Origin of the sequence: Marinifaba aquimaris (genome assembly GCF_013328345.1) — a bacterium.
GTDB classification, from domain to species: domain Bacteria; phylum Pseudomonadota; class Gammaproteobacteria; order Enterobacterales; family Alteromonadaceae; genus Marinifaba; species Marinifaba aquimaris.
In genome coordinates this window covers 69,256-85,484 of record NZ_JABULX010000016.1, presented here as the reverse complement: position 1 = coordinate 85,484, position 16,229 = coordinate 69,256, and the positions used below count along the sequence as shown (strand labels likewise).

Below are 16,229 nucleotides of genomic sequence, written 5' to 3'. Positions count from 1 at the left end.
ATTCCCAAACAGCTATTACAAAGGGCTTAATAACCTGATATCAGTAACATCTATCTCACCTAAAAAGAGATAAGGTTGGAATGGGTTTAGCGTCATTGAGCGATAGCCTAAAGTGCCATCAGCTTGCTTAATCGCGGTAATTTCAGCCCTTATTTGAAGATCCCTTTTTATATATATTTTGGCTTGCCCCACTTCTTCAGGGTTGTCAGGTTCCAACCCAGTAATTAACACGTTTAAATTAACTTCGGCATCGACCTCACAAAAATAGCTAAGGCCCATTGTTAATGTTGAGCTTGAGGTATTTTCCAGTTTAATACTTGCTAAATCTGCTTCAACAAAAGTCACGATGGGAATAATACTTTCAGTCTTTAAGATAAAGACACTTTGAGCCTCTACCTCAAAAGAAACGCTTTCGATACGTTTTACTAAATCAACTTCTGCCTTTTTTAATAAGCTCTCGATTGAGAGGTTTTCTAAATTACAATTTACTTTATCCATAATTTCGCCTCACATAGATTAGAAACTATGGCTTGAAATTTAGGCTCTACTTCACAGCTAAATATGGAGCAATGAATAAAGATAATGGCGGGAAGCTTAAGATAATTTGGGTAACTTAGAGACAGTGAAATACCGCTAAAAACAGCGAAGATTAACTTTGAAAACATTTGACCTTCCTTTGGCTAAAAATATCAACGTACATTCAAAACACAAATTTTGCGTCAAATTAAACTCTGATCATCCTGATCAATTACAAACAGAACAAATGACCAATATTCAGTTACTGGATTAACTGCAGTTGTACTTCTCCACTTTCAAAAATACTCAAGTAAATACGTCCCTCTTCTCCCATATATACAGCATAGGGGTCTACTAGTAATTGATGAGTAGCTATACCTTTTCCATCGAAATAGTGAATACGACTTTCATAATCCACCCAAACAACTTTTTCATTGCCAACGTCATAATATCGAATTTGTTGAATTCTAAAGTCACTAATTCTAATTGAAGGTTTAAATTCATTGATATCTGAACGGTAAAGTACTTGCTCATTTGACCTAGTAAAATAAACGGACGGTGTTCCTGAAAAACAATCAGACTTAATTTGTTCAGCTTCAGTTGATAAAAGTTCTAAAGATTCATCTACTAAGCTCAACCTGTATAGGGAAGCTGTTTCTGCTTCTTTGATACTTACTAATACAGAGCCAGTACTACATGAAGAAGTAATAGAGTTTATTCGTTGGCCAACTAACAGAGGGGAGAAAGTTCTTTCCTTAATGTCATAAATAAAGAGGTTATTTTCAGATAGGATTACTAGTTCAAAATTAGAAATAGGGACAATTTGATTAAAAAAATTATTTTCTGATTGATCTGATATTAATTCATTCGTTCCATCTCCATTAAGTTTGTAAAGTTGGTATATGCCTGTTTTATCACTAGCAAAAAAGCAGCTGTTTTTCTCCTTGCAAGAGAGAGTCACATCATTTTTAGCCGAGCTCATCCATGGTTTTATTTCGTTAGTTTTAGGAAAATATTGAACCATATCTGTTTTAACCAGTTGTCCAGCCGTGTACATAAAAGAAGTAGTTCCTAAATTGTCAATTAAAGGTTTTATCGAATAAAGATTGGCGCCTGAAGCATATTTTTTAGTTCTTCGTTTAGATGGAAACTCGAGTTGATATATTGTTTTCTCATAGGCTAAATAGATTTTTCCTTTGGCCCAAACTACGTCGGATATGATGGAGTCGAACTCATCTATAATTTCACTTTCCCCAGTATCAACCTTATATAAAATAACCTGAGTCTGAAACTCTGAATTTAACCTCAAAATAGCTAACATTTTTTTGTCATCAGATAAGCTAAAATCATAATCAACTAGAATGTCGGGCATTAAGTGAGTAAGTTTATATTCCTTATTGGTTTTTAAATTTAGTTTGTAGATTTCGCCTGGCTTGCCAGGCTCATTGATTCTGGTAAAAAAAACAGTTTCTTTATCTCTTGTTACAGCTAAGCTACCTATTTTTTGCCATATTCCGCAATTAGCAAGAGTTTGAATATTTATCAAACGTGATTCACTTATACTCAATTGCCCTACCTTAACAAGACAGCCCTCCTCTCGATGAACAGAAATAAAGTAAACGTCATCTCCGATTAACTTAGGTTGATGTAAGCTTCCTTCCCCCGCATCTAATAAGAGCTTTTCATCCTCACCTAAATTATTTCTTTTCCAATAAAGTGAAAAACCTGTTTTAGTATCTCTGCGACCATTCATAACAATTAGTTTTTCATTAGCGTCAAAATCTAACTTTTGAATTTTACTAAAACTTAAAAGCACATTTTTAGTCAAAGGAGGGTTTGGTACAGGCGATTCATGGCTCTGTAATTTAGAATAATTCCATAAAAGCAAAACACTAAAACAGACTATTAAAGAGCAAAGCCATAAACGGCTAGTTGGAGTGCCTTGTTCAGATGGTTTCACTTCAACCGTATAAGAAAAAGCATAACCAACCTTTTCTTTTGTCTGGATAGCTTCAGCACCGATAGCTTCCCTCAATAACTTCACTTGTAAGTATAAACTTGCATCCTCGACTACAGAGTTGGGCCAAACTGCCGCTTTGATTTCAGCTTTTGAAAAACATCGTTTGTCATTTTCTAGAAAAAAATTTAGCAGTTGTGCTGTTTTTGGCTTAAGCGAAAATTCAGTATCCGTTTCGGTGTTATATAGCGTGTGATTAAGGCTGGTGTAGATGTAATCTGAAAAGTGATACTGAGCCATTGAATATAAGACTGATTGCTAAAAATAGTTAGGGGTTAACAATACACCTTAGATAGTTTTAGCTTTTAAATCAATAAGTTCAATATTTGAGAAAGTTAAACATAAAAAAACCGCCGACTATTGCTAGCCGGCGGTTTTTAAAAGTATCGTTCAGTAGTTCTACTGACCTTTAGTGTCTTTCATGTATCGGAAGAAGTCACTATCAGGTTTTACAATTAACACATCGTTCTTGCTTTGGAAGCTCTTCTTATAAGCTTCTAAGCTACGAATGAAGTTGTAAAACTCTGGGTTTTTATTGTAGCTGTCTGCGTAAATCTTAGCAGCTTGAGCATCACCGTCACCTCGCACAGAACGAGAGTTACGCTCAGCGTCTGCTAACATTACGGCAATCTTGGCATCAATATCAGCCTTGATAAACTCAGCTTTCTCTCGACCTTCAGAACGGTGCTCTTTTGCTACCGCATGACGCTCAGAACGCATACGAGCAAAGATAAAGTTACTGACTTCATCAGGTAAGTTGATTTTCTTAACGCGAATATCAACAATTTCAATACCTAAATCTGCTGCACTTTCAGCTGTTTGTTCCATCGCTTCTTGCATTAATTCATCACGCTTACCAGAAACAATTTCTGAAATGGTACGCGTACCAAATTCACTGCGTAAGCCGTTGTTGATTTTACGCTTTAATAGGCCTTCAGCTCTTAACTTATCCCCGCCACCCGTTTTTAGGTAGAAAGTTTCAAAGTCTTTAATGCGCCATTTAACATACGAATCAACAATTAAGTCTTTTTTCTCAGATGTAACGAAACGATCTGCTTCATCATCCATTGTCTGGATACGTGCATCTAAGAAGCGAACTGTTTGAATGAAAGGTATCTTTAAGTGAATACCTGGTTCATAAACTACGGTTGCGCTCTCTGCATCACGTTTAACTTTACCAAACTGAATAACAATTGCTCGCTGACCTTCATAAACCACGAATACCATGGTGTACAACACAAGCGCTACAACGGCTGTTAGAGTTAACACTAAATTTTTCATCGGTTATCTCCCATTAGAGTAGCGAGAATCTGAAAATCGGTCGCTACGGTTAGACGTTGAAGAAGTCGGGTTTGAATAAACAGGTTGAGGACCTGAGCTTCGAACCGGCGCAGCCGATTGTGATTGCTGCGCATTTCGAGATTGCTCTAAAATCTTATCAAGCGGTAAATACATCATGTTGTTACCACCATCTACATCAATCATCACTTTAGAGGTGTTTTGATAAACTTTCTCCATAGTTTCAAGATATAAACGGTTACGTGTTACTTCTGGCGCAGCAATATACTGAGGTAAAAGCTGTTCAAATCGAGCAATTTCACCTTGCGCTTTTAAGATTACAGAATCTTTGTATGCATTTGCTTCTTGCTCAATACGACGAACTCGACCACGAGCAGCAGGCTCGCGTTCACGCGCGTAGGCGTTTGCTTCGTTGATGAATTTTTCTTCATCTTCTTGTGCAGCAATTGCATCATCAAATGCTTCTTTTACTTCTTCTGGCGGACGTGCCGGAAGGAAGTTAACATCAACCACTTCTAAACCTAGATCATAAGGTTCGATCGTATTTTCGAGTAATTCACGAGTTTGTTGGCGAACTACTTCACGACCAGTCGTTAAGATTTCATCCATGTTGGTGTGACCAATTACATATCGAAGTGCGGCATCCGTAGCTTGACGTAAGCTGTAATCAGGGTCTGTCACGTTGAAAAGGTAAGCACGAGCATCTAACACACGGTATTGAATATCCATTGATACCACAACAACGTTCTCGTCTTGCGTTAACATTTGACCACTAGAAGTCATAGACACAACCGATTCAACATCGATTGGAATAACACGGTCAATAAACGCTGGTTGCCATTTTAAACCTGGCTCTAAGATAGTGTGGAATTGTCCAAATCTTAAAACTACACCACGCTCAGCTTCTTTAATGGTTGAGATACCCATCCAAACCCAAATTAGCACAGCAACAAGAGCGAGTATGCCTAGTCCAGCCATACCACCGTCATTGCCATTTGATGGTGTCGATGAGTTACCACCTTTACCGCCAAATGCTTTTTTGAATTTAGTGACAGTGTCACGATAAATTTCATCTAAATCAGGTGGACCTTGATCATTTCCACCTTTGCGATTCCCATTTCCCCAAGGGTCTTTGTTATTACTATTACCCGGTTCGTTCCAGGCCATGGCATGCTCCAAAGTTATTGTTAAATTTAAATTCCGTTAAGCCATTAATTCAGTGAAACTACATATTGGCTTAATTCTGCATTTCGTTTTGTTAGTCGATTCCAATCATCTGTCGACAATCGAACATCCACTAACCAATTTCCCTGCTCATCAAAATCTTCACCAGTGATGCACTCTAATTCGAATAACATTCCGCGCCACTGGCCTTCACTGGCTGGTATACATAATTTATGTTCTACCATGCACTTTGCAAGCCTTTCGGTCAAGGCTTGCATCAATAAGTCAGTGCCCTGACCAGACTGGGCAGACAACCAAACTCTCGTTGGCATGCCTTCATCGTTTCTATCGATATGAGGCTCTATTTCCTCAAGCTGATCAATTTTATTGTAGATTAACAACTGAGGAATATCGTTAGCGTCTATCTCGTCTAATACATAGTTGACGGCATCAATGTTTTCGCCGCGTCTTTCATCTGCAACATCAACAACATGAAGCTGAATATCAGCTTCTCTTGTTTCTTGTAACGTTGCTTTGAACGCAGCAACCAGATCATGCGGTAAATGACGGATAAAGCCAACCGTATCAGCTAAAATAATTGGGCCAACATCGTCAATAGAAAGTTTACGCAATGTAGGGTCAAGCGTTGCGAATAACTGATCGGCCGCATAAACATCGGCTTCGGTAATTCGGTTAAACAACGTAGACTTTCCAGCATTGGTATAACCTACAAGAGAAACAGTTGGAAGCTCAGAACGTTTACGTGCACGTCTTCCCTGCTCTCGTTGCTTTTCGACTTTCTCTAATCGGCGCATTATGTTTTTCATACGCGCGCGAATTAAACGGCGATCGGTCTCTAGCTGGGTTTCACCCGGCCCGCGTAAACCAATCCCGCCCTTTTGTCTCTCTAAGTGAGTCCAACCGCGAATCAATCGACTCGAGATATGTCGCAATTGAGCCAGCTCAACTTGCAGTTTACCTTCATGGGTTCGCGCGCGTTGAGCAAAGATATCCAGGATCAGCGTTGTTCTATCGAGCACGCGACACTGCAATATAGCTTCTAGGTTTTTCTCTTGAGAAGGAGATAAGGCGTGGTTAAATATGACGACTTTAGCTTGGTGAGCTTTGACGCTAACGGCTATCTCTTCTGCTTTACCAGAACCGACAAAATACTTTGGGTGAGGAGCAGAACGAGCAGCAGTTATAACATCAAGTGCTTTGATACCAGCAGAAGAGGCAAGGAGTTTTAATTCCTGTAAGTCTTCGCGGGCAACTTCATCATCTAAATCTACATGAACAAGAATGGCCTCATCGCCCGATTCGTAACGATCAAACAAGTGGCCATCCTCTTAAAAACAATTTATTCAGCAATGTTACCTTCAACACCAACAGGTGCTGTATTCGGATTAGTTTGGAATGGGCGAGATGGTACCACAGTTGAGATCGCATGTTTATAAACCATTTGCGATACCGTATTTTTTAATAGAATTACGAACTGATCAAAAGACTCCACCTGACCTTGTAACTTAATACCATTTACTAGGTAGATAGATACAGGGATACGCTCACGACGTAGAGCATTTAAGAATGGGTCTTGTAGAGATTGTCCTTTAGCCATGGTGGCTCCTTATTATTTTTATTAGGTCTATATTGTTTAATATAGTGCTAAATCACTAACTTCCAAACAAATTTTAGGTAAACAAATGTAAAACGCTAGCCAAATTCTGATTATTTTCGCTTTCTAACCATTTTACGTTTTGCCAGCCGCGTAACCACGTTAACTGACGTTTAGCTAATTGGCGAGTCGCTGCAACGCCTTTAAAGCGCATTTCATCGAAATCAATTTGGCCATCGATGTAATCCCACATTTGACGATAACCTACACAACGTATCGATGGCATATCTGGATTCAAATCACCTCGGTTGTACAAATCTCTGACTTCTTGCTCAAAACCTTGTTCTAACATGATATCGAATCTTTGCTCAATACGTTGATGCAGTACCTTGCGATCTGTTGGTGTAATGGCAAATTGGACGACAGAATAAGGCAAAGGTTCACCTTGTTTTTCAGTTAGTTCTGTCATCGTTTTGCCAGAAATACGATAAACCTCCAAAGCTCGATTAATTCTTTGTTGGTCATTTTCATTAATTCGCTGTGCAGAAACTGGGTCTATTTCCAGCAACTTTTTATGCATGCCTTGCCAACCAATTTCTGCCGCTTCAGCTTGTAACTGCTCCCTAATAGCATTATCTGCAGCAGGTAACTCATTCAGCCCTTCAAGAAGTGCCTTGTAATACAGCATAGTACCGCCTACAAGTAACGGAATACGTCCTTTATCGATACTCGTTTTCATCAATTCCAGTGCATCTTTTCTAAAATCGGCAGCAGAGTAAACGTCACTAGGGTCGAGAAAATCAATGAGTGCGTGCGGTGCCTGCGCCTGCTCTGCTGCACTCGGTTTTGCCGTACCTATATCCATACCTTTATAAACATTGGCAGAATCTACACTGATAATGTCACATGGAAGGTTCTGGCATAAATCTATCGCTAATGACGTTTTACCAGATGCAGTTGGCCCCATGAGAAAAATTGCTTGGGGAGAAGCAGGCTGTTGCATGATTTAAAACCCTAAAACTTGGCTCAAATAAAGCGCTGATATGGTAGCTCAGTCGCAAATTGGGCGGCATGATAACAAAAATCTTGCTCAGATATTTGATTATAGTCTTTTACCTCAGAAATAACGTCCTGCCATGTAAGCTCTTCTTGACTAGAGAGGCTCACTGAAATGAGCTTATTCATCGCGGCTTCTGGATATTCTTGACCATCAACATCTGCCTTATCAAGGCTTTGTAGCCAGTTAGGTATTACTTTCGCTAAATTTGTTTCCCTAAATATTGCAGGTACTTTTTGGATAACGAGCGTATTGGGAGTAGGAATAGAAACAGTAAAATTTAATCCAGATAACAAGCCCTGGGCAAGTTGAAACTGGTTCAATAATGCTTGATCAACTTTAATCGCAACCGGTAAAAGTAACGGCTGAGCTTTGGCAGCAGGTTCTGACCAAGTGAACTTCAGTTTAGCTTGTAACATCATTTGCAAAAATGCTGATTGAGATAACATAAACAGCTTTTGCTGATGTTTAAACAATATTTGTGATGGCGGTAATAAACTCAAAACTGCATTATCAGCATCTTGTTCAGAAAAAGTGGTTGCCGATTTTACTTTAGCTAATTCAGCCAAAGGCTCAGTGTTTTTTACCGGTGATACTAATTCAGAATAATGCTCTATTTGACTGTGGACACTTGGTGTAACAGATGAATTAGAGGCGCTTGAATGGCTCTGCGAGCGAAAACTGGGTTGGTAACCATTTGCTGGCGCTTCGGCAATTTCTCTTTCGAACAAACTCGGAGCCTGTTGTCCTGAGTACAAGTGTACTTGGTGATCATCTTTAGAAAAGCATTCACCGGTTTCTTGATCAAAACTAAAATCATTTTGATTGTGTAAATTTTCAGACAACTCGACCAGCTGTTGATTTAAGGCCGAGTGAATCGCCTGATAAATATAATCGTGAATCAATCTAGCTTGGTGAAACCTCACTTCGTGTTTGGCAGGATGCACATTGACATCAACTTGTTTCGGGTCAACTTCGATAAATAAAACATAGGCAGCGTGCTGCTCGGTACTTATTCGGCTTTCATAGGCTTGTCGAATAGCGTGATTGACCAGCTTATCGCGCATCATACGGCCATTAACGTAACAATACTGAATATCTCTTTGTTGCCTGGCAACTTGAGGCTCGCCCAACCAACCGCGAATTTTCACTAGATCGTATTCACAATCAAGCAAGAGTACATGCTCTGTAAATTGATTACCGCAAACCGTTGCAATGCGTTTTAGTTGGCCGGCATCATCACTAGCTGATCGAAAATGCTTCACCATTTTGCCATTGTGGCTAAGCTTAATTTGCACATCAAAGCGACTCAAAGCAATGCGCTTAACCACTTCTTCAATATGATTAAACTCTGTTTTATCTGTACGTAAAAAGCGTCGCCTCGCTGGCGTATTGAAAAATAAATCTACCACATCAATTGTTGTACCAATGGGATGAGCTGCAGGTTTAACCTCAACTTGCATATCGCGCCCTTCAGCTTGAGCCTGCCAAGCTTCAGTTTGTTCAGCCGTTTTACTGGTCAAAGTTAAACGACTAACCGAACTAATAGAGGCCAGCGCTTCTCCTCTGAACCCTAAACTCGCAATAGCTTCTAAATCCGCTATTTCACATACCTTAGATGTTGCATGACGACTCAAGGCTAAATGTAATTCAGCCTTATCTATCCCAGAACCGTTATCTCGGATGCGAATGCGCTGACTTCCGCCTTTCTCAATATCGATTTCAATTTTTGTCGCGCCTGCATCTAAGCTATTTTCTAATAACTCTTTAACGACGGATGATGGGCGTTCAACCACTTCACCTGCTGCAATTTGGTTTGCAAGCTGGGGCGACAATATTTGGATAGGCATGGGATCGTATTACGTTTGTGGAATAGTTAGCTTTTGGCCAATAAACAAAGTGTCTTTTCTCAAGTTATTGGCTTTTTTAAGGGCAGACACACTGACTTGGTAGCGCTGAGCAAGCACGGATAAAGACTCTCCACTTCTGACAATATGCTCAGAGCGAGAGTACAACTTAGCGTACAAAGTACCATCAGGCGGATTGGCAATGAAGTACTGATTAACGCCTTTAAATACGGCGGTAGCCAATTTGGTTTGATGCTCTTTTTGACTGAGTAAACGCTCTTCTTTTGGATTAGAAATAAAACCCGTTTCAACCAATATAGATGGAATATCCGGTGACTTTAAAACAGCAAAGCTCGCTGATTGAGGGCGTTTTTGATGGAGTTTGGTTACTTTTTTTAACTCATTAACCACATTTTGACTAACTTCAAAGCTGGTCGCAATTGAGTGTTCCATCGACATATCTAGCAGTACTTTTGCCAAATATTTTTCGTTTTGAGTATTGTTAATAACTTCTGCAGCACCACCGAGTAAGTCAGAGTGCTTTTCTCGTTTCTCTAACCAACGACCTATTTCAGTATTGGCACGTCTCATCGATAACATCCAAACAGAAGCACCGCGTGGTTTTGGACTGGTAAAGGCATCTGCGTGAACAGAAATGAGAATGTCAGCTTTCGCTTTTCGTGCCTTTTCCGTTCTTTCGTTAAGACCAACATAATAATCACCAGTACGCACCATAAAAGCCTGCATACCTTTTTGCTTGTTGACCAATGAGGCCAGTCGCTTCGCTACTTGAAATGCGACTTTCTTTTCATAAAGTCCAGAAGGTCCGATAGCACCAGGGTCTTCACCACCATGGCCGGCATCAATCGCGACAATGATACCTCGCTCTCCCGTGGGCTCGACTGTTCTGCGGGTAGCGGGTTTTAGATTTTTAGAAATTAAATCAATGACAAGACGGTCACCATAAGGCTCAGTTGGCGGTAGAGAGAAAACCTTAGCTGCAAGTGGGTGTGATAAATCGAGGACAATACGTCGCCAACCTTTTTTCTTCGGTTTTGAATAGCGAATTTTTTTGATCCAGTCACCTTTGACCTTCACTTCACTTAAATTAAATTTTTTGCCGGTATCAGCAATATCAATAACCAGTCGGTTTGGAGAAGTTAAAAAGAAATGGGTGTAATTTGGCTTATTCTGTAATTCAAAAACCACACGAGTTTTATCAGGAGAAGGCCAAGTACGGACACTATTAATCTGATTTGCTGCCTCAGCAATAAAGCTAATTAACAGCAAGCAAACGATGAAAACCGAACTGAATATTGATTTCTTCATTTATTAGCGCATTTTATTTTATTCATGCCGGTTCCCCAACTGGCAACATATATAATCTTAGTCTATTTACGAACATAACTAAAATTACTGACCGAAGCAGGTATTACAAGACAACTTATATCTCAAAGCGAGTGTAATATTTTCTCACCTATAGCTGATAAAGCAGTGAGTTTTAATATTCTCCCCTTATCACAATACGCCATATTAACCAGAATATCTGGCTCAGCCAAGATGCCTTGACCTTTTTCTGGCCATTCAACCAAGCAAAGCGCTTCATCGGTAAAGTAATCGCGAATACCCATGAATTCTAACTCTTCTGGATCGGCAAGACGATACAAGTCAAAGTGGTAAATCTGGCATTCGTCTAATAAATAAGGTTCAACGAGTGTGTAAGTAGGGCTTTTCACATTGCCCTTGTGACCCAAAGCTTGAATTAAGCCTCGGCTAAAAGTGGTTTTACCCGCACCTAAATCACCTTCCAAATAAACAGTGCAAGGCAGGCTTAAAACGGCAGCTAATTGACAACCAAAGGCAACCGTTGCATCAGCATTTAATAATTCAAATTCTTTAGTTAAGCTCATGATTAATGCTCGTTAATTAATTCTCGAATATGGGCCAATAAATCAGAGGCAATTAAACCTCTCTCCCCTTTAGCAGCAGCTATATCACCTGCTTCGGCATGCAAACATACTGCGACTTGAGCCGCGGAATATAAATCGAGTCCTTGGGCCAACATTGCAGCGCATAAGCCAGATAAAACATCGCCCATACCTGCACTAGCCATACCCGGATTACCAGCTACACAAACAGACGTTTTTTGACTACTTGCAATTAAACTACCCGCCCCTTTTAAGACGGATACACCACCATAGCGCAGGCATAGCTCAGTAGCCGAAGCATACCTATCTTGATGAATCGTAGCTTTATTCTCTGCTAATAGTCGGCTCGCTTCACCTAGATGCGGTGTTAAAATCCAATTTGCTCTTTTTACTGGATTACTCGCAAGCCAATTTAACCCATCAGCATCAACGACCATAGGCTTGTCAAAAGTCGAGCTTTCATCAACCTGAGTTAACTGCTGCATTAGGCCATTTGCCCAGCCGCTTTGCCCCATGCCAGGGCCTGCTAATACCACATCAGCCTTGGCTAACAACTGAATTAAATCATCAGTTAAACCATTTACGCCTTGAACCATTAATTCAGGACAACTAGCGGATACTTGAATGACGTTATCCGGATGAGTCAATACGGTTACCAACCCAGCTCCAGCTTGTAAACAAGCTTGTGCTGCAAGCCTGATAGCACCAGACATTCCTCTATCACCACCAATACAAACGACATGACCAAAGTCGTGTTTATGCGCTATTCGCGAACGAGCTGCTAGGTGGTGGCGTAATAAATTGAGCTCAGTGCGTTTGTAGTAAACGGTGTTTTGTTCAACAAAAATGTCACCAATACCGAGATCAGCATAGTGGATACGGCCAACATAATCAGCTGCATCTGCAGTCACAAGCCCTGATTTAACAGCGATAAATGTCACAGTGTGATCTGCGCGGATCACAAATTCATCAGCATTCGCTTGAGCAGGCATCAAAGCCACTCCCGTTTGCGCATTTAAACCTGAAGGTACGTCTACACTGACGGTAAGCACGGGACTTTGATTTATCTTTTTAAAGATAGGCTGCCAAGCGTCTTTGATATGTTTGTTAGCGCCCGTTCCTAAAACGGCATCCAAAATGATATCAAACTCGCTAAAATCGACTGATTCTGCAGTTTTAGTTTTTGCATGTCCAAACTCGGCTGTTGTGGTTAATACCTGCCATTTTTCAGCTGCCATAGCCGCATCTGATTGAAGGTTTTGACAATCAGGCATTTGCGCTAAGGTAACTTGCCAACCAGCTTGAACGGCCAGGCGAGCAACGACATAACCATCTCCAGCATTGTTACCAGGCCCCGTTACGACAGCAAGCTTGGCACCATGTGGAAAGATGTTTTTTAATAAATAAAAAGTTGCCGCTCCTGCTTGCTCCATCAGATCATAAAGTTTGATACCGGCAGTTTGTGCTGCACGCGCTTCGTTTTCTTTAACCTGAGTAGGTAAATAGACCTCAGGAGGTAGATAAGTCGTAGTTAATTTTGACATGGCGCCACTTTTATTAAATTTAGCCAACAAGCTGAGTTAATTTGTTCGTATAATAATGCAAAGCACCTTTAATACTCAATCAAGCTCACCCGATTATGGAACTCAATGCTGAACAATTAGCCAATTTATCAAAACAGATCAAACAATGGGGAAGTGAGATGGGCTTCTCAGCTGTTGGCATCAGCGATATTGATCTGTCCGAGCATGAAGCAGAGCTCCAAGCTTGGTTAGACAAAGGCTATCACGGCACCATGTCATTTATGGCGAACCACGGCATGATGCGCGCACGCCCAGCCGAGCTTCACCCTGGCACTTTATCTGTAATTAGTGTCAGACTTGATTACCTGCCCGCAGATGCACAATTTGCCAAAACCTTAAAAAACAAAGACAAAGCCTACATCAGTCGATATGCACTGGGGCGCGACTATCACAAGGTATTAAGAAACAAACTAAAACAGTTTGGTAAAAAAATAGAACAAGAAACCGAACTCAATATTGGCTTTCGTCCTTTTGTCGACTCTGCCCCTATCTTAGAACGCGAGCTTGCTAATAAAGCGGGGATTGGCTGGGTAGGAAAACACACACTTGTGCTGCACAAAGAGGCCGGCTCTTGGTTCTTTTTAGGTGAATTACTTATCAACCTACCCTTGCCTGCTGATAAGCCAATCGCAGCAGAATGCGGCAGCTGTGTGGCTTGCATGACGATATGCCCTACACAGGCAATTGTTGAGCCTTATCAAGTTGATGCAAGACGCTGTATCTCCTATTTGACCATAGAGCTTGATGGCCCGATTGCAGAGGAATTTAGAAAACCTATGGGCAATCGCATCTATGGATGTGATGACTGCCAGCTGATTTGTCCATGGAATCGGTACGCACCGTTAACTGAAGAAGAAGATTTTTCACCAAGAGCCCAATTGAAAGACCAAGATCTATTAACGTTATTTAATTGGTCTGAAGAGACCTTTCTCGATAAAACTCAAGGCTCGCCTATCCGCAGAATTGGTTATCAAAAATGGCTGAGAAACCTATCAGTCGGACTTGGCAATGCAGATTACAATCCTGCAATTGTTGAAGCTATCAGGCAAAAAAAAGCAGAATTAGAGAAAAGCCAAGCTTTTTCAACTATGTTAGATGAACACTTTAATTGGAGTTTGACCCAACAAGTAGAAAAAGCAGAGCGCGCTCAAGCTATGACAAAACAACAGCAACGTTTGATCAGAGTGATAGAAAAGGGATTGCCACGAGATGCCTAAAGAATCAACTAAATTGCAAGCGGGTAAGCCAGTAGCCCCCTTTTCAGAGTTTGATATCAATCAGCTAATTTACCTCAGCCAACGAGATGCGACTTTTGTTCAAGCTGTATCGGATACTTTAACGTTAAGGGAAAACAATAATTGGCGCTGGCTCTATAGTACGGATAGAACCTTAGTTAGCATCATGGACTTAAAAAGGGCAGAAAGAATAGTAAGCACTAACCAACAAATCATGCTTGCTAGCTTAGCGCTACTGGGAGTGCAATTTGATCAAACATTAAAAGTGCTAAACCTAGGTTTAGGTGGAGGGGCATTTGAGCGCTTCTTTAGCTATTATTTTAACCAGCTTAAGTTAACGTCAGTAGAATTAGATAACCGATTAATTGAACTTGCAATCAAACAATTTGCTGTTGAATCGGCTAGTAGTAAAATCGACTTGATTAATAACAGTGCGGATGCATTTATCCAACAGCAAGAAAACCAAAACTACCAATTAGTTTTATGTGATATATTCTCGGGCAATCGCCACCCAAGCTGCATTCAAAGCCCAGACTTTTATCATCATATCGCAAAGAATTTATCAGCAACGGGCGTGCTTGCTATTAATTTACTGCCCGCGGATAACAAGCAGTTACTCAATATTTTAGTCTTAATTCGCCAAGTTATGCCCTGGACCTTAATAGCAGAAATTGCAGGAACGAGAAATATCATTTTTATCGCCAGTAAATCCCCTTTTGTCAAAGGCCCATTGGCACTTCAACATGCAAAAACCTTATCTGCCCAACTCGATTGGGATTTGACAGAAAGCTTAGGCCAGCTAACTTTACTACCCAATTTATAATTTATTGTCCTAGTCGGTTATCACATTGAGCATTCGTGGCTTTGATACAACCACCCGAACACTTTACCTCGCCTTCTAAATCGGCAGCCGCACCGCCGTTTTTCTCGGCTGAACACAATACATCACCATCAAGTGTTTGTACGCATTGTCCAACCCCACAGACAACCTGACCATCTTGATTTCTCATTGCCCCACCTTCAAGGGTTTTAGCGCAAAAAACATGTCCATATTCGTCGCGTTCACACATCCCTTTTCCGCAGCGAACTTGTCCATCAATGTCTTGCATACAGTCAGCGAAACTGACAAAACTAAAAAATAGTAAGGCAATACCTAATATACGCATCCTCTATCCTTTTCTTGGCGTTTTCTTAAATCTTTGTGATAACTTAAATTTTGGCAATAAAAAAGGCGTTAAGTTCACACTTAACGCCTTTGAAGTTAATGGCTATTGAATTTACCACATCAAATCATCTGGGATTTGGAACTCGGCATATGGATCATCTTCATCAACCTCAGCATCATCTACTTGATTAGACAATAAGACTAACGACTCATCGCGTTGGGCTATCTTATCCGCCACAGCAGTAGCCACTAGCTCATACTCTTCACCAAACATTACGATAGATAAACGGCCATTTATTAACTGTTTTTGCTGAACATCATTTACATAAATCGTTTTGATCGAAGTACCATGGGTGAAGTTATAACCTACATCACCACCTTTGCGATCAATTCGGTTCATTTCTATCAGCTGCTTAATTTGTGCAGTAATCGCTTTTTGATCGGCTTCAGCTTTGAGCAGCGCATTTTTCTCTTGCGATTTAGCTTGCTGTTCTTGTCGAGATTGCTCGGTTGCCGCTGCAATTTCTTTTTTCAGCGTACGAGATTTTTTACTCGATTTTTTTGCCTTTTTTGCCTGTTTTTTATCAATAACACCGGCTTTTAATAATTGATCTTTTAAAGACATAACCGCCTCTATTTCAGTTAAATTTGATACTTTACTAATACAAAAAAGGCGCAAAAAGCGCCTTTTTAAATAAATTTTAAACAGATGTTGAGCATCAAGTGTTTTTTATTGAGACAAGGCCAGAGCGAGTGTGGTGTATAAATTCATACATGAGCTCGCGATAACGCCGTATCAATGA

Annotated in this window: 15 protein-coding genes; 2 read left to right on the top strand and 13 right to left on the bottom strand. The window is 40.4% G+C overall.

Translation table 11 applies throughout. The features are described from left to right. Positions 1–15: 15 nt before the first annotated feature. From HR060_RS11460 to HR060_RS11410, 11 genes are all read right to left on the bottom strand, one after another. Positions 16–498, bottom strand: a complete 483-nt coding sequence (locus tag HR060_RS11460; RefSeq protein ID WP_174200435.1) for a hypothetical protein — start codon at positions 496–498, stop codon at positions 16–18. A gap of 280 nt (positions 499–778) precedes the next feature. After that, on the bottom strand, positions 779–2,773 hold the full coding sequence (locus tag HR060_RS11455; RefSeq protein WP_174200434.1) for a winged helix-turn-helix domain-containing protein: 1,995 nt from the start codon (positions 2,771–2,773) through the stop codon (positions 779–781). A 159-nt stretch (positions 2,774–2,932) separates the two neighbouring features. After that, a complete protein-coding gene (gene hflC / locus HR060_RS11450; protein ID WP_174200433.1) occupies positions 2,933–3,814 on the bottom strand; it encodes a protease modulator HflC in 882 nt (293 codons plus the stop codon). Positions 3,815–3,817: 3 nt separating this feature from the next. Next, complete coding sequence (gene hflK / locus HR060_RS11445) at positions 3,818–4,999, bottom strand: FtsH protease activity modulator HflK (protein ID WP_174200432.1); 1,182 nt, start codon at positions 4,997–4,999, stop codon at positions 3,818–3,820. Between the two features lie 44 nt (positions 5,000–5,043). Further along, positions 5,044–6,333: a ribosome rescue GTPase HflX gene (gene hflX, locus HR060_RS11440; protein WP_174200431.1), complete on the bottom strand. Its 1,290-nt coding sequence runs from the start codon at positions 6,331–6,333 to the stop codon at positions 5,044–5,046. Between the two features lie 23 nt (positions 6,334–6,356). Then, complete coding sequence (gene hfq / locus HR060_RS11435; RefSeq protein ID WP_174200430.1) at positions 6,357–6,614, bottom strand: RNA chaperone Hfq; 258 nt, start codon at positions 6,612–6,614, stop codon at positions 6,357–6,359. A 73-nt stretch (positions 6,615–6,687) separates the two neighbouring features. After that, complete coding sequence (gene miaA, locus HR060_RS11430; RefSeq protein WP_174200429.1) at positions 6,688–7,614, bottom strand: tRNA (adenosine(37)-N6)-dimethylallyltransferase MiaA; 927 nt, start codon at positions 7,612–7,614, stop codon at positions 6,688–6,690. A gap of 23 nt (positions 7,615–7,637) precedes the next feature. Further along, complete coding sequence (gene mutL / locus HR060_RS11425) at positions 7,638–9,518, bottom strand: DNA mismatch repair endonuclease MutL (protein WP_174200428.1); 1,881 nt, start codon at positions 9,516–9,518, stop codon at positions 7,638–7,640. A gap of 9 nt (positions 9,519–9,527) precedes the next feature. Continuing rightward, the gene (locus HR060_RS11420) at positions 9,528–10,844 is read right to left on the bottom strand and encodes an N-acetylmuramoyl-L-alanine amidase (RefSeq protein WP_174200427.1); all 1,317 of its coding nucleotides are present in this window, start codon (positions 10,842–10,844) and stop codon (positions 9,528–9,530) included. Positions 10,845–10,966: 122 nt separating this feature from the next. Beyond that, entirely contained in the window at positions 10,967–11,425 is a 459-nt protein-coding gene (gene tsaE, locus HR060_RS11415; protein WP_174200426.1) for a tRNA (adenosine(37)-N6)-threonylcarbamoyltransferase complex ATPase subunit type 1 TsaE, read from the bottom strand. Positions 11,426–11,427: 2 nt separating this feature from the next. Next, positions 11,428–12,987: an NAD(P)H-hydrate dehydratase gene (locus HR060_RS11410; RefSeq protein WP_174200425.1), complete on the bottom strand. Its 1,560-nt coding sequence runs from the start codon at positions 12,985–12,987 to the stop codon at positions 11,428–11,430. Positions 12,988–13,082: 95 nt separating this feature from the next. Here HR060_RS11410 and queG point away from each other — a divergent pair, with 95 nt between their 5' ends. Together queG and HR060_RS11400 are read left to right on the top strand one after the other, a co-directional pair. Then, positions 13,083–14,243 carry a tRNA epoxyqueuosine(34) reductase QueG gene (gene queG, locus HR060_RS11405; protein WP_174200424.1) on the top strand — a complete coding sequence of 387 codons (1,161 nt, stop codon included), beginning with the start codon at positions 13,083–13,085 and terminating at the stop codon, positions 14,241–14,243. Next, positions 14,236–15,084, top strand: coding sequence for a fused MFS/spermidine synthase (locus HR060_RS11400; RefSeq protein ID WP_174200423.1), 849 nt, complete (start codon positions 14,236–14,238; stop codon positions 15,082–15,084). Before queG ends, HR060_RS11400 begins: the two co-directional genes overlap by 8 nt. Position 15,085: 1 nt before the next feature. On the opposite strand, the gene HR060_RS11395 is transcribed toward HR060_RS11400, so the two are convergent. Continuing rightward, positions 15,086–15,427, bottom strand: coding sequence for a hypothetical protein (locus HR060_RS11395; RefSeq protein WP_174200422.1), 342 nt, complete (start codon positions 15,425–15,427; stop codon positions 15,086–15,088). A 111-nt stretch (positions 15,428–15,538) separates the two neighbouring features. Further along, complete coding sequence (locus HR060_RS11390) at positions 15,539–16,051, bottom strand: DUF2058 domain-containing protein (protein WP_174200421.1); 513 nt, start codon at positions 16,049–16,051, stop codon at positions 15,539–15,541. Between the last annotated feature and the right edge of the window lie 178 nt (positions 16,052–16,229).